The sequence below is a fragment of the Streptomyces shenzhenensis genome (assembly GCF_021462265.1).
Taxonomy (GTDB): domain Bacteria; phylum Actinomycetota; class Actinomycetes; order Streptomycetales; family Streptomycetaceae; genus Streptomyces; species Streptomyces shenzhenensis.
Window position 1 is genome coordinate 1 of the sequence record NZ_JAJONF010000072.1, and the last position, 19,112, is coordinate 19,112.

18 protein-coding genes are annotated in these 19,112 nt (G+C 71.7%); 12 read left to right on the top strand and 6 right to left on the bottom strand.

What is annotated here, in order from left to right:
* Positions 1–169: 169 nt before the first annotated feature.
* From LQ326_RS44030 to LQ326_RS44040, 3 genes are all read left to right on the top strand, one after another.
* The gene (locus LQ326_RS44030; protein WP_234544749.1) at positions 170–793 is read left to right on the top strand and encodes a GntR family transcriptional regulator; all 624 of its coding nucleotides are present in this window, start codon (positions 170–172) and stop codon (positions 791–793) included.
* Between the two features lie 614 nt (positions 794–1,407).
* A complete protein-coding gene (aceE, locus tag LQ326_RS44035) occupies positions 1,408–4,119 on the top strand; it encodes a pyruvate dehydrogenase (acetyl-transferring), homodimeric type (RefSeq protein WP_234544750.1) in 2,712 nt (903 codons plus the stop codon).
* A gap of 254 nt (positions 4,120–4,373) precedes the next feature.
* A complete protein-coding gene (locus LQ326_RS44040; protein ID WP_181809660.1) occupies positions 4,374–4,892 on the top strand; it encodes a DUF4240 domain-containing protein in 519 nt (172 codons plus the stop codon).
* Between the two features lie 11 nt (positions 4,893–4,903).
* Here the strand turns inward: LQ326_RS44040 and LQ326_RS44045 are convergent, their stop codons facing one another.
* Both LQ326_RS44045 and LQ326_RS44050 read right to left on the bottom strand, forming a co-directional pair.
* Positions 4,904–5,164, bottom strand: coding sequence for a hypothetical protein (locus LQ326_RS44045; protein ID WP_234544751.1), 261 nt, complete (start codon positions 5,162–5,164; stop codon positions 4,904–4,906).
* A 72-nt stretch (positions 5,165–5,236) separates the two neighbouring features.
* Positions 5,237–6,160 carry a peptidoglycan recognition protein family protein gene (locus LQ326_RS44050; protein ID WP_234544752.1) on the bottom strand — a complete coding sequence of 308 codons (924 nt, stop codon included), beginning with the start codon at positions 6,158–6,160 and terminating at the stop codon, positions 5,237–5,239.
* Between the two features lie 189 nt (positions 6,161–6,349).
* Between LQ326_RS44050 and LQ326_RS44055 the strand changes: the two genes are divergently transcribed.
* Positions 6,350–7,534 carry a MarP family serine protease gene (locus LQ326_RS44055; RefSeq protein WP_234544753.1) on the top strand — a complete coding sequence of 395 codons (1,185 nt, stop codon included), beginning with the start codon at positions 6,350–6,352 and terminating at the stop codon, positions 7,532–7,534.
* Positions 7,535–7,537: 3 nt separating this feature from the next.
* Here the strand turns inward: LQ326_RS44055 and LQ326_RS44060 are convergent, their stop codons facing one another.
* Entirely contained in the window at positions 7,538–8,026 is a 489-nt protein-coding gene (locus tag LQ326_RS44060; RefSeq protein ID WP_234544754.1) for a GNAT family N-acetyltransferase, read from the bottom strand.
* Between the two features lie 72 nt (positions 8,027–8,098).
* Between LQ326_RS44060 and LQ326_RS44065 the strand changes: the two genes are divergently transcribed.
* Positions 8,099–8,992 carry a TIGR01777 family oxidoreductase gene (locus LQ326_RS44065; protein WP_234544755.1) on the top strand — a complete coding sequence of 298 codons (894 nt, stop codon included), beginning with the start codon at positions 8,099–8,101 and terminating at the stop codon, positions 8,990–8,992.
* A 160-nt stretch (positions 8,993–9,152) separates the two neighbouring features.
* Complete coding sequence (locus LQ326_RS44070) at positions 9,153–10,511, top strand: NAD(P)/FAD-dependent oxidoreductase (RefSeq protein ID WP_234544756.1); 1,359 nt, start codon at positions 9,153–9,155, stop codon at positions 10,509–10,511.
* A 422-nt stretch (positions 10,512–10,933) separates the two neighbouring features.
* On the opposite strand, the gene LQ326_RS44075 is transcribed toward LQ326_RS44070, so the two are convergent.
* Positions 10,934–12,406 (bottom strand): NsdA family TPR-like regulatory protein, encoded by a 1,473-nt coding sequence (locus LQ326_RS44075; RefSeq protein ID WP_234544757.1) that lies wholly within the window; start codon positions 12,404–12,406, stop codon positions 10,934–10,936.
* A gap of 247 nt (positions 12,407–12,653) precedes the next feature.
* Between LQ326_RS44075 and lipB the strand changes: the two genes are divergently transcribed.
* The 6 genes from lipB (at position 12,654) to LQ326_RS44105 (ending at position 18,187) form a co-directional block, all read left to right on the top strand.
* Positions 12,654–13,475: a lipoyl(octanoyl) transferase LipB gene (gene lipB / locus LQ326_RS44080; protein ID WP_234544758.1), complete on the top strand. Its 822-nt coding sequence runs from the start codon at positions 12,654–12,656 to the stop codon at positions 13,473–13,475.
* Positions 13,476–13,606: 131 nt separating this feature from the next.
* The gene (gene lipA / locus LQ326_RS44085; protein WP_234544759.1) at positions 13,607–14,596 is read left to right on the top strand and encodes a lipoyl synthase; all 990 of its coding nucleotides are present in this window, start codon (positions 13,607–13,609) and stop codon (positions 14,594–14,596) included.
* Between the two features lie 248 nt (positions 14,597–14,844).
* Positions 14,845–15,042, top strand: a complete 198-nt coding sequence (locus LQ326_RS44090) for an SCO2195 family GlnR-regulated protein (RefSeq protein WP_181806529.1) — start codon at positions 14,845–14,847, stop codon at positions 15,040–15,042.
* Between the two features lie 69 nt (positions 15,043–15,111).
* Positions 15,112–15,813, top strand: a complete 702-nt coding sequence (locus LQ326_RS44095; protein WP_234544760.1) for a DUF4191 domain-containing protein — start codon at positions 15,112–15,114, stop codon at positions 15,811–15,813.
* Positions 15,814–16,000: 187 nt separating this feature from the next.
* Complete coding sequence (locus tag LQ326_RS44100; protein WP_234544761.1) at positions 16,001–17,080, top strand: right-handed parallel beta-helix repeat-containing protein; 1,080 nt, start codon at positions 16,001–16,003, stop codon at positions 17,078–17,080.
* A gap of 42 nt (positions 17,081–17,122) precedes the next feature.
* Positions 17,123–18,187, top strand: coding sequence for a methyltransferase (locus LQ326_RS44105; RefSeq protein WP_234544762.1), 1,065 nt, complete (start codon positions 17,123–17,125; stop codon positions 18,185–18,187).
* A gap of 81 nt (positions 18,188–18,268) precedes the next feature.
* On the opposite strand, the gene LQ326_RS44110 is transcribed toward LQ326_RS44105, so the two are convergent.
* Positions 18,269–18,601 (bottom strand): TcmI family type II polyketide cyclase, encoded by a 333-nt coding sequence (locus tag LQ326_RS44110; protein ID WP_234544763.1) that lies wholly within the window; start codon positions 18,599–18,601, stop codon positions 18,269–18,271.
* 30 nt (positions 18,602–18,631) lie between these two features.
* Positions 18,632–19,111: an SRPBCC family protein gene (locus LQ326_RS44115; RefSeq protein WP_234544764.1), complete on the bottom strand. Its 480-nt coding sequence runs from the start codon at positions 19,109–19,111 to the stop codon at positions 18,632–18,634.
* Position 19,112: the final 1 nt, after the last annotated feature.

A 19,112-nucleotide genomic window follows, 5' to 3' on the forward strand; every position in this document is an offset into this window, starting at 1 on the left:
GGAGTTCTTCCGGGCGGGGCACCGTCGTCCCGTCCCCGGCCGTACGGATCCCGTCGGCCCGGGAGGCGTGTAAGTCTCGTCTCACCTGCGCGAAAGCGCCCCCGTGCGCCTCTCCCGAAAGCCGGTCCGGCCTTATTGTCTAAACGTCAAACGCCCTTAAGGAGCTCTCATGACCGCGCCCGTCGTCCACTCGCTGCGCGAACAGATCCGCGAGCACATCGTGGAGGGAATCGTCAGCGGGCGCTGGAAGCCGGGCGAGCGGATCGTGGAGCGCCGGATCGCGACGGAGCTGGAGGTCAGCCAGACGCCGGTGCGGGAGGCGCTGCGCGAGCTGGAGTCGCTGCGGCTCATCGAGTCGGCGCCGAACAAGGGCGTGCGGGTGCGGAACCTGACGGCGGCCGACCTGGAGGAGAGCTACCCGGTGCGGGCCGGCCTGGAGGCGATCGCGGCGGAGCTGGCGGCGGAGAGGCTGGCCGAGGACTGCTCGGCTCTCGAACCGCATGTGGCGGCCCTGTACGAGGCCGACCGGGACGCCGACGGCACGGCCCAGGTCCGGCACACGGTCGGCTTCCACCGCGAGCTGGTCCGGGCGGCCGGGAACTCGGTGCTGCTGCACACCTGGGAGGGCCTGGGCATCGAGGTCTTCACGGCGCTGTCGATCCGCTGGCTGGGCACGGTCCAGCAGTCGTACGCCGAGGAACACGAGGAGCTGGTCGCCGCCTTCCGGCGCCGCGACCCCCGCATCGCGGACATCGTGAAAACCCACGTCCTCGGCTGCGCCCCACAGGCGTGAACCACCCGGACGCGCACAGCACACCCCTCAGAAGCGCGCCAAACTACGCGACCAGCCACAACCACGCGGACATCATGAAGGCCCACGTCCTCGGCTGCGCCCCGCGGGCGTGAACCACCCGGACGCGCACAGCACACCCCTCAGAAGCGCGCCAAACTACGCGACCAGCCACAGCCACGCGGACATCATGAAGGCCCACGTCCTGGGCTGCGCCCCGCGGGCGTGAACCGCCGGGCGCGTACAGCGCGCCCCTCAGGGGCGCGGGGAACTGCGCGACCAGCCACGACGACGCGGCAGCCGACCGACCACCCTCGCCTCCAACGGCACCCCCGACGGCACCCTCACACAAGAGCGGACGCTCGCTCAAACACCGCCTCACCTGCGTAAACGTCGACCTGATCACGTCACCCGGTGCCATCGCCGAAGGCACCCCGTGCCGACTTTCTCGGAATCGAGAGGTTTTGCCCCGTACCCCTTTGATCGATCATCGATCAGGGAGTTAGAGTCGCCGACGGGCTCGCACCCGAGCCCTCTGCCCTGTCCTGCCAAAGACCAAGGGCACCCCCGAACCCTTACCGATGAGGGAACCCCCTTCGACTGAGGAAGGCGGCGACATGACCGACCCCAACGCCATCCAGCCGAGCGCGCTCGACCAGCTCCCGGACCGGGATCCGGAGGAGACCGCCGAGTGGCAGGCCTCTCTGGACGCGGTGGCCAGGGAGGCCGGGCCGCACCGTGCCGCGTACCTGATGCGGCGCACGCTGGAGCGTGCCGAGGCGGGCGGCATCGCGCTGCCGAAGCTGCTGGAGACCGACTACCTCAACACCATCCCCACCGCCGCCGAGACGGCCGTCCCCGGCGACGAGGAGATGGAGGAGAAGATCACCGCGTGGAACCGCTGGAACGCGGCCGCGATGGTCACCCGGGGCAGCAAACACGGCGTCGGCGGGCACATCGCCACCTTCGCCTCGGCAGCCTGGCTCTACGAGACCGGCTTCAACCATTTCTTCAAGGGCAAGGAATCCCAGGATTCGCCCGGCAGCGGTGACCAGCTCTACATCCAGGGCCACGCCTCCCCCGGCATCTACGCCCGCGCCTTCCTGGACGGCCGCCTGACCGAGGCGCACCTCGACAACTTCCGCCAGGAGGCCGGCGGCAACGGCCTCCCGTCGTACCCGCACCCCCGCCGCCTGCCCTGGCTGTGGGAGTTCCCGACCGTGAGCATGGGTCTCGGCCCGCTCTCGGCCATCTACCAGGCCCGCTTCAACCGGTACCTCACCAACCGCGCCATCAAGGACGTCTCCGCGTCCCACGTCTGGGCCTTCCTCGGCGACGGCGAGATGGACGAGCCGGAGTCGACCGCGGCCCTCGCGCTCGCCGCCCGTGAGGAGCTGGACAACCTCACCTTCGTCATCAACTGCAACCTGCAGCGTCTCGACGGCCCGGTGCGCGCCAACTTCAAGATCGTGCAGGAGCTGGAGGCCCAGTTCCGCGGCGCCGGCTGGAACGTGATCAAGACGCTGTGGGGCACGGCGTGGGACGAGCTGTTCGCGCTGGACACCACCGGGGCGCTGGTACGCCGGCTGCGCCAGGTACCGGACGCGCAGATCCAGACGTACCAGACCCGGGACGCGGCCTACATCCGCCAGGACTTCTTCGGCGCCGACCCCGCGCTCGTCGAGATGGCGAAGCTGCTGAGCGACGACCGGATCCTGGAGTGCTTCCACCTCTCGCGCGGCGGTCACGAGGCACGCAAGGTGTACGCCGCGTACAAGGCCGCCGTCGAGCACAAGGGCGCGCCGACCGTCATCCTCGCCCAGACCGTCAAGGGCCACACCCTCGGTGCCGGCTTCGCGTCGAAGAACGCCAACCACCAGATGAAGAAGCTGACGGTGGACGAGTTCAAGAAGATGCGCGACCTGCTGGAGCTGCCGATCGCGGACAGCGCCTTCACCGACGGTGTCGTGCCCTACGGCCACCCCGGCGCCGGCTCCCCCGAGGTCCGTTACCTCCAGGAGCGCCGCGCCGCCCTCGGCGGCCCGGCCCCGGCCCGCCGTACGCACGCCCTGGCGCCGCTGCCCGCCCCCGCCGACAAGGCCTTCGCCTCCTTCGACAAGGGCTCGGGCTCGCAGAACGTGGCCACCACGATGGCCTTCGTCCGGCTCGTCAAGGACCTGGTCCGCGACAAGGAGACCGGTAAGCGCTGGGTGCCGATCGTCCCCGACGAGGCGCGCACCTTCGGTATGGAGTCGCTGTTCCCGTCACTCGGGATCTACTCCCCCAAGGGCCAGACGTACGAGCCGGTCGACCGTGACCAGCTGATGTACTACAAGGAGGCCAAGAACGGCCAGATCCTCAACGAGGGGATCACCGAGGCCGGTTCGATGGCCGACTTCATCGCCGCGTCCACCGCGTACGCGACGCACGGCGAGGCGATGATCCCGTTCTACATCTTCTACTCGATGTTCGGCTGGCAGCGGACCGCCGACCAGATGTGGCAGCTCGGCGACCAGCTCGGCCGCGGCTTCCTCGTCGGCGCGACCGCCGGCCGTACCACCCTGACCGGTGAGGGCCTCCAGCACGCCGACGGGCACTCCCCGGTGATCGCCGCGACCAACCCGGCCGCGCTGACGTACGACCCGGCCTTCGCCTACGAGATCGCGACGATCGTCAAGGACGGTCTGCGCCGGATGTACGGCGAGTCGGCACCGGGCGAGGACCCGAACGTCTTCTACTACCTGACCGTCTACAACGAGCCGCTCCCGCAGCCCGCCAAGCCGGCCGGGCCGGGCGTCGACGAGGGCATCGTCAAGGGCCTGTACCGCTTCAACACGGCGGAGTCGGCCGGGCTGTCCACGGTGGCGAACGCCCCGCGCGTCCAGCTGCTCGGCTCCGGCACCGCGATCCACTGGGCGCTCAAGGCGCAGCGGCTGCTCGCCGAGGAGTGGGGCGTGGCCGCCGACGTCTGGTCCGCGACCTCCTGGTCCGAGCTGCGCCGGGACGCCATGGAGGCGGACGCGGCCCTGCTGCGCGGCGAGGAGCGGGTGCCGTACGTCCGTCAGGCGCTGCACGGCGCGCAGGGCCCGGTCCTGGCGGTCTCCGACTACATGCGCCAGGTCCCCGACCAGATCGCGCAGTGGGTCGAGCAGGACTGGTCCTCCCTCGGCGCCGACGGCTTCGGGCTCTCCGACACCCGTGACGCGGCCCGCCGTCACTTCGGCGTCGACGCGGAGTCGATCGTCGTGGCGGCCCTGGCCCAGCTGGCCGGGCGGAGCGAGGTCAAGGCGACCGCGGTGAAGGAAGCGCGGGAGAAGTACGGGCTGTGAAGCCCGCGCGCCCCTGAGCGCGCCCGGACGGCCCCGCCGGATCCCTCCGCCGGGGCCGTCCGGGCTGTGCGGACCGCCCCGCCGGTGCCGTGAGCCCGCGTGCGGCCGCGCCGGCCGCACGCGGACCGCGGTCCGCGGACAGCCGCGGGGGCACCTCACACGAGAGGAGGGGGTGAGGGCTCGGAGGACGCCGGATAACAATCCGCACCACTCCGCGTGCGCCCCCGTCGCCCAGGCACGATGCTGGACCCGTGATGGACGAGACGGAGTTCTGGGAGCTGGTCGACGCCACCCGCGAGGCCGCCGAAGGCGACCCGGAGGAGCAGGCCGACCTGCTGGTGGAGCGGCTGCTCCAGTTGGAGCCGGACCTGGTCCTGGACTTCGCCCGTCACTTCGAGGCCCGCTACAACCGCGCCTACCGCTGGGACCTGTGGGGCGCCGCCTGGGTGCTGCTGGACGGGGCCAGCGACGACGCGTTCGACTTCTTCCGGTGCTGGCTCATCGCCCAGGGCCGGGAGGTCTTCGAGGGCGCCCTGCACGACCCGGACGCGCTGGCGGAGTTGCTGGACGACTTCGACGAGGAGGTCGACGGCGACGGCGAGGAACTGGGGTATGCGGCGGACGAGGCGTACGAGCAGCTGACCGGGACCGTGGCGCCGGACCTGGGGATCGCCCCCGCACCCTCCGAACCGGAGGGCACCCCGATCGACTTCGAGGACACGCGGGTGCTCGCCGAGCGGTTTCCCCGGCTGTGGGACCGCTTCAAGGAGTAGTCACGCAGGGGTCACGCGGCGCGGCGCCGGGTCAGGTCGGACGGTACGTACGCCTGCGCCTGCTCGGCCTTGACCGCGTGGTGCAGCGGTGCCGCGTTGGCCTGGTCGAGGGCGGACGCGGTGACCGCGGCCGGGCCGAGGACGACCGTCGCGACCGCGCAGACCACGGCCCAGGGTCCCCGGGACGACCTGGCCCGGCCGGCCTTCTCCGTGGCCTCGGCACGGGCTTCGGCACGGGCTTCGGTACGGGCTTCGGTGCGACTGCTGTTCATGATCCCCGCCTCCGGTCGGCTGCTGATGTCCCTGACCGTAGGACGCGGGGATCTGAACGGCCTGCGTGCCGCCTATGGCGTTCCTGTGGACGTCTTCGCGGGTGGTCCGGGGAAGGTCCTCGGGGGTGTTTCCCGGAGGACGCTCAGCGGAGTTCCGCCCGGGGGCGCCGATCGTCCGGGTGTCCTCGAAGACGACGGTGCCGCCGCCGGCACCCTGCCCTGCAGCCGGGCCGCCGTCTCCCTGATCTCCGGGAGGCGGGCGATGAGGGCGGCTCCGGGGCAGTTGGTCATGTAGCCGTCCTGGTGGCCGGCCACGGCCGGGAGCGCGACGACCGCGCCCTCCCGGTAGCGGCTGCGGCCGTTGCTGGAGACCAGCCGGGCGCTGCCGCGCGGGTCGATGCCGGCCAGGCCGAGTTTCCAGGCGGCGACGGCGGCGATGGAGTCGGCCATGGCGCGCGGGACGGGCACCCCCGCGGTGAAGGTGCCGAGGGCGGCGATGCCGGCGGTGCGGTGGTTGAAGCCCTGGGTGTGGGCGCCGGTGACGGCCCGGTCGGCGCCGCCCGCCCGGCCCTCGTAGACGGTGCCGCACCGGTCGACGACGAAGTTGTAGCCGAGGTCGTCCCAGGCGCGGTCGCCGGTCTGGCCGGCGTACAGGCGGCGGATGATCTCGGGCGCCTGGGCGCAGGAGTAGCCGTTGGGCGAGTCGGTGTGGTGCACGAAGACGGCGACGACCTTGTCGTCGTAGCGCGGTGGCGGCTGGGTGCGGCGGACGGTGTCGTTCAGCCAGGCCGAGCGCGGCACGATGTGCGGCCGGGGTGCCCGGTAGCGGATGGCGGGGCTGGTCGGCGCGGGCGCGGCAAGGCGGGTCGGGACGGGGCGGTCGACGCCCTGGGCGTACTGCAGGAGCACGAGCACGGCGGCGAGGCCCGGCAGGCAGCCGAGCAGCGTCAGGGCGGTGATCCTGGTGGGCCGCCCCGCTCTTGGGAAGACGCGCATGGCACTCACTCTCGGGTTGATCGGCCCTGCCCGCGATGTGTGCTGTGCCACCTGGTGGAACCATCGTCCTGGTCCGGGACGTTTCAGGGGGTACACGCGGGCGTGGCCGGTTCCCGGGCCCCCGTGCGCGTGAACTGATCACTGGACCTGTCCCGAGCGTATTAAGGGCACCGAGAGAAAGGCGGCTCCGTGGACCTGCTCGACCTGGTGCTCGTGCTGGTGGTCATCGTCTACGCGGCGTCCGGTTACCGGCGCGGGCTGGTGGCCGGTTGTGTCTCGCTGGCCGGGTTCGTGGGCGGCGCGGTGATCGGCGTGTGGGTGCTGCCGTGGGTGATGGAGCTGGTCACCCGCGGGACGGCGACGGCGACGGTGGTCGCGGTGCTGACGGTGCTGGTGCCGGGGGTGGTGGGGCACGAGCTGGCGGGGCGGCTGGCGCTGCGGCTGCGCCGTGAGCTGGACCGGGGTCCGCTGCGGGTGGCAGACGGGATGGGCGGGGCGGCCGCCAACTCGGTGGCGGTGCTGATCGTGGCCTGGGTGGCGGCGAGCGTGCTGGGCGCGTCCTCGTCGCCCGCGGTGACGACGGCGATCCGGGACTCGAAGCTGCTCGGCGCCGTGCAGAACACCATGCCGGACACCACGCCGTCCTGGTTCTCGCGGGCCACCTCGGCGCTGACCGAGGCGGGTTTCCCGCAGGTCTTCAACCCGTTCGAGAACGAGTCGACGGCCCGGGTGGCCAAGCCGTCCGGTGACAACGTCACCGCGGCCGCCACGGGCGCGGCCAAGCGCAGCACGGTCAAGATCGAGGGTGCCTCCGGCAGCCAGGGCCGCGAGGGCAGCGGGTTCATGTTCGCGCCGGAGCACGTGATGACCAACGCCCACGTGGTGGCCGGCATCGACAACCCGAGCGTGCGGATCGGCGGGGTCGGGCCGTCGTACGACGCGGAGGTCGTCCTCTTCGACCCGAACCGGGACGTGGCGGTGCTGTACGTGCCGCGGCTGCGGGCGCCCGTGCTGCGGTTCGACACGACGGCGGCGCGCGGGGACTCCGCGGTGGTGGCCGGCTATCCGCAGGACGGCAACCTGAACCTCCAGGCGGCCACGGTGGCGAACAAGGTGCGGGCCACCGGCCAGAACATCTACAACGACGCCACCGTGACCCGGGAGATCTACTCGATCCGCTCCACGGTCCGCCCCGGCAACTCCGGCGGGCCGCTGCTGACCACCGGCGGCAGGGTGTACGGCGTGGTGTTCGCCCGCTCCACGTCGGACAACGAGACGGGGTACGTGCTGACCGCCGGCGAGGTGGCCAAGGACGCGGCGCGCGCGGCGCACGCCACCTCGCCGGTGGACACGGGCGAACTGATCACGCCCTGACCGTCACAGCGGCCGGCCCATGACCACGTCGTCGACGTACTCGCCCTCCAGGAAGAACTCCCCCGGCATCACGCCCTCGACGGCGAAGCCCTCCGACTCGTAGAGCCGGCGCGCCGCGGTGTTGTGTCCGAGGACGCCGAGCCGGATCCGGCGGGCGCCGCGGCGGCGGGCCTCCTCCATCGCCGCCCGCAGCAGCGCCCGGGCCACGCCGCGGCCGCGGGCCTCCTCGGCGACGGCGAGGCCCTGGATCTGCCGGACGTGCGCGTTGGAGGCGAGCTTGTAGGCGAGGCCGAGCCGGACATAGCCGACGATGCGCCGGTCGAGCTCGGCGACCAGGGTGTCCTCGGGGGCGTGGCGCTCGCTGAAGAAGGGCTCGTACGGCGGCTGCGGGCGCGGCAGGACCGCGTGCACGGGCGACCAGGTGGCACGGTCGAGGGCGGAGAGCTCGTCGTCGTCGTCGGGCAGGGCGGCGCGTATGTACGGCACTGGCATGCGGTCACCCTAGACGGCCGCCTGCCGGGGCCCAGCGGGTTTTCCGCGGCCCTTACCGGCATGCTGGGACGCATGGAACGTTCTCGTATCGCGGTGGCCGGTGCGTCCGGCCTCATCGGCAGCGCCCTGGTGCGGTCCCTCCAGGCGGACGGACACGAGGTGGTGCGCCTGGTGCGGCGCGCGGCCCACGGCACCGCGGAGGTCTGCTGGGACCCGGAGGGGCGGTACGTCGACACCGCCGCGCTGGCCGGCTGTGACGCGGTGGTGAACCTGGCCGGGGCCGGGATCGGCGACCAGCGCTGGACGCCCGCCTACAAGCGGCGGATCCGGGACAGCCGGGTGCTCGGCACGGCCGCGCTCGCCGAGGCCGTGGCGGCCCTGCCGGACCCGCCGCGGGTGTTCGTGAGCGGCAGCGCGATGGGCATCTACGGCGACACCGGCGACCGGGTCGTGGACGAGGACGCCCCGCCCGGCGACGGTTTCCTCCCGTCGCTGTGCGTGGAGTGGGAGGAGGCGGCGGCCCCGGCGCGGGAGGCCGGCGTGCGGACGGTGTTCACGCGCACCGGGCTGGTGGTGGCCCGGGGCGGCGGGGCCTGGGGCCGGCTGTTCCCGCTCTTCAAGGCCGGGCTCGGCGGCCGGCTGGGCGACGGCCGCCAGTACTGGTCGTTCATCGCGCTGCACGACGAGGTGGCCGCGATCAGGTTCCTGATGGACACTGAGGGTCTGTCGGGTCCGTTCAACCTGACCGCGCCCGAGCCGCTGACCAACGCCGAGATCACCGCGGCGATGGCCCGGGTGCTGCACCGTCCGGCTCTCTTCCCGGTGCCCTCCCCGGTGCTCCGGGCGGCGCTCGGCGAGATGGCCGGGGACGTGCTCGGCAGCCAGCGGGTGGTGCCGAAGCGGCTGCTGGAATCAGGGTTCACGTTCGCGTTCCCGCGCATCGAGGACGCGATCCGAGCGGCCTGACGGCCCCTGTGACCGCATGCGACCGGCGTGCGACCGTGCCCTGTTCATGCGCGACTGTCCCTGACCGGCCACCGCCCTAACCTCGACCCGAACTCGGGTATCCCCGCAGCGGGTTGGGGGCATCACGTCTCCACCGGACGCGCAATCGAGGAGGGGCCTCGTGCATGAGCCCGCGTACCAGGCGGACGTCGTCATCGTGGGAGCCGGCATCGCCGGACTCTCCGCGGCTCATCGGCTGAACAGCGCAGGAGTAACGACCGCGGTCCTGGAGGCCGCCCCTTACGTCGGCGGCCGTATGTCGACGGAGAAGGTCGACGGCTTCCGGCTCGACCGGATCGGACAGCTCCTGTCCACGTCCTATCCGGAGCTACGCCTCGCCCCGGGACTGGACGCCCTGGTTCTGCGGCGGTACGCGCCCGGTGTGCTGCTCCATCGCGACGGGCGCAGGCACCGGGCCGGCGCTCCGGCGGGCGGCGGAAGCGCGAGGGGCGCACTGTACGCCGTGCGCGCCCTGGCAAGCGCCCCCAGGGGCGGCTCTGCGGTGGCGCCGGCGCGGTCGACCGCGCCGATGGGCGGCGCGGTCGACCAGGCCCGGCTGGGCGCCGCGCTGGGCCGCCTCGCCGTCACTCCCGTCGAACGGATCCTGGCCCGTCCTGAGCTGCCCGCCGCCCGCGCCCTCGCGGAGCGCGGGGTGCCCGCCCGCACGGTCGACGGCTTCCTGCGCCCGCTGCTCGCGGCCCTCCTCTGCGACCCGGAGCTGACGACGTCCAGCCGCTGCGCGGACCTCGCGCTGCGCTCCTTCGCGAGCGGGCGGCTGTGCGTGCCGGAGGGGGGCGCCGAGGTCCTCCCGGACCTCCTCGCCCGCGCCCTGCCGCCGGGCACGGTGCACACCGGCGTCCGGGTCACGTCGGTCTCCACCACGTCGGTGACGACGGCCGAACACGGCGTGATCCGCTGCCGGGCGGTGCTGCTGGCGACGGACGCGCGGGCCGCCGCCGAACTCCTCCCGGGCCTGCGCGTCCCGGACTTCCACCGGGTCACCGTGGTCCACCACACGACGGACGAACCGGCGACGCTCACCACCGGGACGTCCCTCCTCCTGGACGCCGACCGGGGCGGCCCCGTCTCCCACACCTCCGTCGTCAGCAACATCGATCCGAGCCGGGCGCCGCAGGGCCGCGCCCTGATCTCCTCGACGCTTCTCGGCAAGCCGCCCTCGGACGTCGACACCGCGGTCCGTATGCACCTGGCCCGCCTCTACGGCACGTCGACGCGCCGCTGGGAGACCCTCGCGGTCCACCACACCCCCGAGGCCATCCCCGCCATGCGTCCCCCACACGACCTCCGCCGCCCCGTCCGCCTCCTCGCCGGCCTCTACGTCTGCGGCGACCACCGCGACACCAGCACAGTCCAGGGAGCCCTGCACTCGGCCCACCGGGCCACGGCGGCAATCCTTGCGGACATCGGCGCCTCAACCTCCCTGCACACCGCGGACCCCGCACAACGCCGGGCCGCATAGCGCCCTTTCAGGGGCACGGGGCTGGTCGCCCTTTCAGGCGCCGAGCCGCACAGCGCCCCTTCAGGGGCGCGAGGAACTGCGCGACCAGCCACGACAGCGCCGCACCATGCGAACGACCGGAACCGGCAACGGCGAACGGCCACGGCCACCCCGGCACCGCCGGACCACACCGCCGCAGCTGATCACCGTTGCGGCGGAAAAAGGAAGGTGACCGCACAGCGCCCCGCCAGGGGCGCGAGGAACTGCGCGACCAGCCACGACAGCGCCGCACCATGCGAACGACCGGAACCGGCAACGGCGAACGGCCACGGCCACCCCGGCACCGCCGGACCACACCGCCGCAGCTGATCACCGTTGCGGCGGAAAAAGAAGGTGAGCCGCGCAGCACCCACCCCTCGGCCGCAGCCCCGCGCAGCGGACCGTCAGCCCAGCGCCGCCACCCTCTCCCGGTAACCCTTCACCGGCGCCGCGTCCTTGTACGGCTCCAGGCGGCGTTCGAAGTCCCTGACGTATTCGATCGCGCGGACCGAGCGCATCTCGGCCGCCGCCCCCGCCGCCTCCACGCCCAGCGCGCACGCCTGGTCGAGTTCGCCGAGGCCCAGGCGGGCCGTGGCGAGGACAACGCGGCAGAAGAGGCGGCTGCGGGCGTAGGAGGGCGCCCGGAGCTGGAGGGACCGTTCCGCGTGCTGGGCGGAGGCCCGGAACTGCTGGAGGTCGCGGTGGCAGTGGCCGAACTCGTCGGCCAGTTGCGCCTCGTCGAAGAAGCGTGCCCAGTGGGGGACCTCGTCGCCGGGGCGGGCCGTCTCCAGGGCGCGTTCGGCCCGGACGAGCGCCCCCGTGCAGGCGCGTACCTCGCCGAGCACGCCGTGCGCGCGGGCCTCCGCCGCGTGGAGCAGGGCCTGGACGACCGGTGGGGCGCTCGTGCCGACCCCCTGCTGGGCCACCCGGGCCAGTTGCACCGCCTCCCGGCCGTGCCCCAGGTAGACCGCCTGCCGGCTCATGGTGACGAGGACGTAGGAGCCGTAGGACCGGTCCCCCGCGGCCTGGGCGAGGCGCAGCGACTGGACGAAGTAGCGCTGGGCGAGGCCGTGCGCGGCGATGTCGTACGACGTCCAGCCCGCCAGCCGGGTCAGGTCGGCCGCCGCACCGAACAGCTTGCGGCCGGTCTGCTCGCCGTACGTGCCGCGCAGCATCGGCTCGCACTCGTGCTCCAGGTAGCGGACCAGGGCCTGCCGGGCGTGACCGCCGCCGTACTGGTCGTCGAGAGAGCGGAACAGTTCGCCGACCGAGCGGAGCGCGGCGATGTCGCCGCCGGTCACCCGCTGACCGGGCCCGCGCTCGGCCTGCCCGCGCGGCCGCACCGGTGCGAGCGGCGCCTGCCTGGGCGCGGCGGGCCTGGTCTGCGCCGGCACCCGGGCGACCACCGGCGCCGCCGGTTCGCCGCGGGCCACCCTGTCGTCGGCGCGGCCGATCAGCCAGTCCCGGCTGGGCACCACGAGCCCGGCCGGGGTGAACGCGATCTTGCGGAGCTCGGCGTGGCTGCCGGAGTCCTTGCGCCACAGCCCGCTGACGATGTCGACGGCCTCCTCGGGGCTGGCCGCGAACTCCAGCCCGGCGTACACCGGGGCACACGCGTCGAGGCCCAGGTCCTGGGCGGTGAGCCGGCGGCCCAGGCGCCGGGTGAAGACCTCGGCGATCAGGGCGGGGGTGGTGCCCCTGGGTTGCTGGCCGCGCAGCCACCGGGTGACCGAGGTCTTGTCGTATCTGAGATCCAGCCCGTGTTCGAGCCCGAGCTGGTCGACACGACGGGCCAGACCCGCGTTGGAGAACCCCGCTTCTGCGATGAGCGCGGCGAGCTGGCGGTTGGGGGTGCGCTGCGCGGGTCGATCCGTCATCTGGGGTGCGGTCTCCTGCCTTCTGGGTCAGCTCGGCGGCTTGTCCCGGATTGCCGGTGAGCAGCCCTTTTGGCACTCACGGACGGCGTGAATGTAGCGGAGAGTGAGCAGCCGATAGCACATCTCGACCTTCATTCATCCGATCGTGTGAGAATTAACCCCCGGGCTGACGCGTGACGGACGGACGTACAGTGGCTTGGGCGCGTTATGTGCCTGACACACCCATCGCCCGAGGGAGGCGCTTGCCGTGAGTGAGTTGCGGTTCGTCCGCATGGGGTTCGGCGCGGATGCCGTCGAGTACCAGGAGGCATGGGACGAGCAGCGCCGGGTGCACGCGGCGCGGTTCGCCGACGAGGTGCCCGACACGGTCCTGCTGCTCGAACACCCCCCGGTGTACACGGCGGGCCGCCGTACCGCGGACAACGAGCGACCGCTCGACGGCACCCCGGTCATCGACGTGGACCGCGGCGGCAAGATCACCTGGCACGGCCCCGGCCAGCTGGTGGGCTACCCGATCCAGAAGCTCCCGCGCCCGGTGGACGTGGTCGCGCACGTACGGCGCCTGGAAGAGGCGCTGATCCGGGTCTGCGCCGAGTTCGGCCTGGAGACCACCCGGGTCGAGGGGCGCAGTGGCGTGTGGGTGCTCGGCGACCCGGTCGAGCAGCGGCCGCAGACCCTCGGAGGGCTTTCGCTGGACTTCGATCCCCGCCTGACGGACGAGGAGTTCGACCCCCGCCTCAACGGCCCGGAGTACGCCCCCTCCAACGCCGGCCAGCGCCGCGAGGACCGCAAGATCGCCGCCATCGGCATCCGGGTGGCCAAGGGCGTCACCATGCACGGCTTCGCCCTCAACGTGAACCCGGACAACAAGTGGTTCGACCGGATCATCCCGTGCGGCATCCGCGACGCCGGCGTCGCCTCCCTCGCCGGCGAACTGGGCCGCGACGTGACGATCGAGGAGGTCCTGCCGGTGGTGGAACGGCACCTGAAGGCCGTACTGGAGAACGCGGATCTGAAGCCGAGGGTGATCGAGAAGACACCGGCAACCGTCGGCCCGTCCGGCGTCTGAGGACCAGGCCGGGCAGGCCGCAGCGGGGGCCTGGGGTCGGCAGCCCCCAGGGGCCAGCACTCACACCGGGCATTCAAATCAACGGGCGTACCCTGAAGGTCGCCGAAGAATCAATCGCTAGGGAGCCGGTCGTGTCCGCAGTCTCACCCGACGGACGCAAGATGCTGCGCCTGGAGGTCCGCAACAGCCAGACCCCCATCGAGCGCAAGCCCGAGTGGATCAAGACCCGGGCGAAAATGGGCCCCGAGTACACGAAGATGCAGAACCTCGTGAAGAGCGAGGGTCTGCACACGGTCTGCCAGGAAGCCGGCTGCCCGAACATCTACGAGTGCTGGGAGGACCGCGAGGCGACCTTCCTCATCGGCGGCGACCAGTGCACCCGGCGCTGCGACTTCTGCCAGATCGACACCGGCAAGCCCGAGGCGCTGGACCGCGACGAGCCGCGCCGCGTCGGCGAGTCCGTGGTCACCATGGACCTGAACTACGCGACCATCACCGGTGTCGCCCGCGACGACCTGGAGGACGGCGGCGCCTGGCTGTACGCGGAGACGGTCCGCCAGATCCACGCGCAGACGGCGGACCGCGCGGCCGGCCGCACCAAGGTCGAGCTCCTCGCCCCCGACTTCAACGCGGTCCCCGAGCAGCTCGCGGAGGTCTTCTCGGCCCGCCCCGAGGTGTTCGCGCACAACGTCGAGACCGTGCCCCGGATCTTCAAGCGCATCCGTCCCGGCTTCCGCTACGACCGTTCGCTCAGGGTCATCACGGCCGCCCGCGACTTCGGCCTGGTCACCAAGTCCAACCTCATCCTCGGCATGGGCGAGACCCGCGAGGAGGTCAGCGACGCGCTGCGCCAGCTGCACGAGGCCGGCTGCGAGCTGGTCACCATCACGCAGTACCTGCGCCCGAGCCTGCGGCACCACCCCGTGGAGCGCTGGGTGAAGCCGCAGGAGTTCGTGGAGCTGAAGGAGGAGGCCGAGCAGATCGGCTTCTCCGGTGTGATGTCGGGCCCGCTCGTCCGGTCCTCGTACCGCGCCGGCCGCCTGTACCGGATGGCCGTCGAGCAGCGGCATTCAGCCGCTCCGCAGCACGATGGCACGTTCGTCGCCGCACAGGCGGTCTGAGGGTCCGTCCCCCGGCCCCGCCGCCGAGCGTGTGAATTCACGCACAAACTGTTACCGGCCAGTAATGACCGGATGGACGCGGTCCTGACCGTCCTCGCTGATGAGGGCGTACGTCAGGGCCGCGTCGGCGTTCACGGGCCTCGAATCAAGGCTTCATTGGCGTTTGACCGGTCGGTCACGCCCTGGTAACACCGAACAAAGACCCTGGTATCACAGCACATCCATCCACTTCGAGGGGGACCTCCACCATGCAGGCCGCGCCCGTTCGCGCCACCGCGATCCCGTCTTTCACCGACGCGCTGCGTGCCGTCGAGTCGCTCCTCATGAGCGGCGGCCAGCGCACCGCCCGCCAGAACGCCTGGACCTCCGTGCTGGAGGACCGCCGTCGCGCCAAGGACCGGGTCGAGGCCCAGCGCTTCCTGGAGCAGGCCGCCGGCCGCTCCTGACACCTCTTCCGCGACCCTGTCGGGACTCTGCCGTCGTCGGCACTCCCGGGGCCACGTAGACTTCGGGGCATGGCGAGGAAGGAACCCGCAGCGGACGCTGCGAATGCCGGACGACTGAAGCAGATCGTCCTGACGTACAAGATGACCCGCAAGGCCGACAAGACGATCGGTCTGGTGCTTGCCGGTGTCGGTCTCGGCACCCTCGCGGTCTTCCTCGTGATCGGCTTTTTGATCGGTCATCCGGTCTATCTGGGCATCCTGGGCCTGCTGCTCGCCTTCCTCGCGACGGCGATCGTCTTCGGCCGGCGGGCCGAGCGTGCGGCCTTCGGCCAGATGGAGGGCCAGCCGGGCGCCGCGGCCGCCGTCCTGGACAACATCGGGCGAGGCTGGACGACGACGCCGGCGGTGGCGATGAACCGCAGCCAGGACGTGGTGCACCGGGCGGTCGGCAAGGCCGGCATCGTCCTGGTCGCCGAGGGCAACCCGAACCGGGTGAAGACCCTGCTGGCCGCCGAGAAGAAGAAGATGGCCCGGATCGTGGCCGACGTGCCGGTGCACGACGTGGTCGTGGGCACGGGCGAGGGCCAGGTCGAGCTGAAGAAGCTGCGGACCACGATGCTGAAGTTCCCCCGTGTGCTGACCGGGCCTCAGGTGACGACCACCAACGACCGGCTGCGGGCGATGGGGGACCTGATGTCCAACATGCCGTTGCCCAAGGGGCCGATGCCGAAGGGCATGCGGATGCCCAGGGGTGGCCCTCGGGGGCGGTAGGACTCGCCTGCGGACCCGGGGCGCGGTGGTCGCGTTGCGACTGCCGCGCCTTTGTGTTTTCCCGCGCCCCGCGGCGGAGCCGCATCTCGGCACGGCCTCGCGTCCCGCCCTGCGGGGGCGCTCATGACACGCCGCCGAACGGAGCATACAACCGTTTATCGGGTCATCTGCTCCTAACCTTCCCCATGTGACAAAACGCCATATCACATACCTCGCGTGCAGCGCCGCCCTGTGCGGCTCCCTTCTCGGTGCCGCTCCGGCGGCCGCCACGCACCACGTGCTGACCGTGCACCCGGGCGAGTCCATCCAGCGGGCGGTCGACGCCGCGGAGCCCGGCGACACGGTGGTGGTGCTGGCCGGCACCTACCACGAGAGCGTCAAGGTGACCACACCCGGTCTCACCCTGCGCGGCGTGGGCGCGGCCACCGTGCTCAAGCCGGCCAAGAAGGCCAGGAGCACCGCGAAGAAGGCCGTGAAGTCCTGCGCCGAGATGGGCAACGGCATCTGCGTGGTCGGCGCCAAGAAGCAGCCCGTCGAGGACGTGACCATCGCTCACCTGACCGTCACCGGGTTCTCCCGGACCGGCGTCATGGCCGTCGGCGCGGCCAACCTGCACGTGCACGGCGTGGCCGCCGTGAAGAACGGACAGTGGGGCCTCGCCGAGGAGCGCTCGGTCCACAGCATGTACCAGAACAACGTCGCCCGCCACAACGGCGACGCCGGCATCTTCCTCGCCAACTCCGTCACCGCCGAGAAGGGCGCCGCCGACACCGACGGCACGGTCGTCGAGCACAACCTCCTGGAGGGCAACCGGATCGGCGTCACCGTCCGCCGGCTGCGCAACCTCACCGTCTCGGACAACTCGGTGACCGGCAACTGCGCGGGCGTCTTCGTCGTCGGCGACGAGAACAAGCCGAAGGCCGGTCACCTGACCGTCGCCGACAACCAGGTCGTGAAGAACAACAAGTACTGCAAGAAGACGGCGCGGCTGGCCTTCCTGCAGGGCTCCGGCATCGTCCTGACCGGCACCGAGGACACCCTGGTCACCGGGAACACGGTCACCCGGAACTCCGGAAGGTCCCCGCTGTCGGGCGGTGTCGTGGTCTTCAGGAGCTTCGTGGGTGTCACCAGCGACAAGAACCAGATCACCCGCAACAGGCTGTCGGGCAACGCCCCCGCCGACCTGGTCAACCAGGAAGCCACCAAGCACGGCAACGCCTTCAGGCAGAACACCTGCAAGAAGTCCAAGCCCGCGGGTCTGTGCTGACCTGACGGCCGTACGACATCTCACACGGAAGGAAGGCGGCACATGACCGCACCAGCACGCGACCTCTCCACGCCGGTCAAGGGGCCGGCGGAGGACGCTCCGCCGCCGTCGATGCGGCTGCGCGAGCTCGTGTTCGGGGCGGCCTGTGCCGCCGCCGTCCGCGCGGCCGCCCGGCTGCGCGTGGCCGACGCGCTCGGGGACGCTCCCATGACCGTGGAGTCCCTGGCGTCGGCGGTGAAGACCGACCCCAAGCCGCTTCGGCGGCTGTTGCGCGCCCTGTCCTGCTACGGCGTCTTCGCCGAGCGGCCGGACGGGACGTTCGCCCACACCGAGACCTCCCGGCTGCTGCGCGAGGACGACCCGCACAGCCTGCGCTACATCGCCCTGTGGTGCACCGAGCCCTGGACCTGGGACGCCTGGCCGAAGCTCGACGAGGCCGTGCGCAGCGGCCGCAACGTCGTCGAGGACCTGTACGGCAAGGAGTTCTTCGTCTACCTGAACGAGGACGCGCCGGAATCGGCGGACGTCTTCAACCGGGCCATGACCACCTCCAGCGAGCAGTCGGCCCGGGAGGTCGCCGCGCTGCTCGACCTGTCCGGCAGCCGGTCGGTCGCGGACCTCGGCGGCGGACAGGGCCATGTGGTGGCCTGTCTGCTGGACAAGTACCCGGCGATGAAGGGCTATCTGCTGGATCTGCCCAAGGTGGTGGAGAACGCGCTGCCCCGGCTGCGCGAGGGCGGGGACCTCGCGGACCGGGCGCGGGTGGTGCCCGGTGACATCCGGGAGGCCGTACCGGTCGACGCGGACGTCTACATCATCAAGAACATCCTGGAGTGGGACGACGAGTCCACCGCGCGGCTGCTCGCCAACGTGGTCGCGGCGGGCGGTCCCGGGGCCCGGGTCGTGGTGATCGAGAACCTGGTCGACGACACCCCGTCGATGCGGTTCAGCACCGCGATGGACCTGCTGCTGCTCCTGAACGTCGGCGGGGCCAAGCACACCACCGACTCCATGGTGCGCCGGCTGACCGACGCGGGCCTGAGCGTCAACGACATCCGGCCGGTCAACCCGTATCTGCACGCCTTCGACTGCACGGTGCCGGCCTGAGACCAGGCCCCCGGCACGCGCCGGTGCCGGGCCCGCTTCGTGTGCGGGTCCGGCACCGTTGGCGTACGGCGGTGCGCGGGGTCACCCGCCGCCGTCGCGCTCCCAGAGGTAGAAGCGCTGGGCCATCGCGTCCTTCGGGGAGCGCCAGGTCTCCGGGTCGTACGCGCTGACGTACGCCGTGAGACGGTCGCTGACGTCCCTGAACTCGGGATGTGAGGTGATCTTGGCGATGGCCGGTCCCGGCTCGCGCTCGGACTCGATGAGGTGCATGTACACATCACCGAACTGGAAGAGGCTGCGCCGGACCACCCCGACGAGGTGCGGCAGCTCTCCCCGGTCGGACTCCGCGAACACCTTCGCGATGTCGGGGGCGGAGCCCGGTGCCATACGGGCGACGATCAGGGCCTGGTGCACGTGTCTCTCCGTTCCTGTCTTCCTGCTGGCTCAGTCGGCCAGGGCCGGGTCGGGGCGCCGGCCGGTGGCGGCCTTCTCGATCTTGTCGCGGATCAGGGCCATCTGGACCTTGGAGTTCTTGTTGATGTTGTCGGTCATCCAGTCGTCGTCGACGGGGGCCTCCGGCTTCATCGCGAAGTCCTGGGTCCAGACCATCCGGGTGCCGGCGGGCACCTCCTCGTACTGCCAGAGGATGTCCATGTGCGCGAACGGGCCGGTCTCGACCCGGCGGGCCTTGACGCGCAGGTTGCGGCGGTCCGCCTCGCGCTCGGAGACCCAGCTCCACACCTTGCCGTTCTCGTCGGGGTGCATGGTCAGCCGGAAGGTGACCTTGTTCCCGTCCTCCTCGAGGATCTCGGCCCTGGCGTACTCGCTGAACAGCTGGGGCCAGTTGGCCACGTCGTTGGTCATGTCCCAGACCAGGTCGACGGGCGCGGCGATGGTGATCTCGTTCTGGGTGTGTCCGGTCATG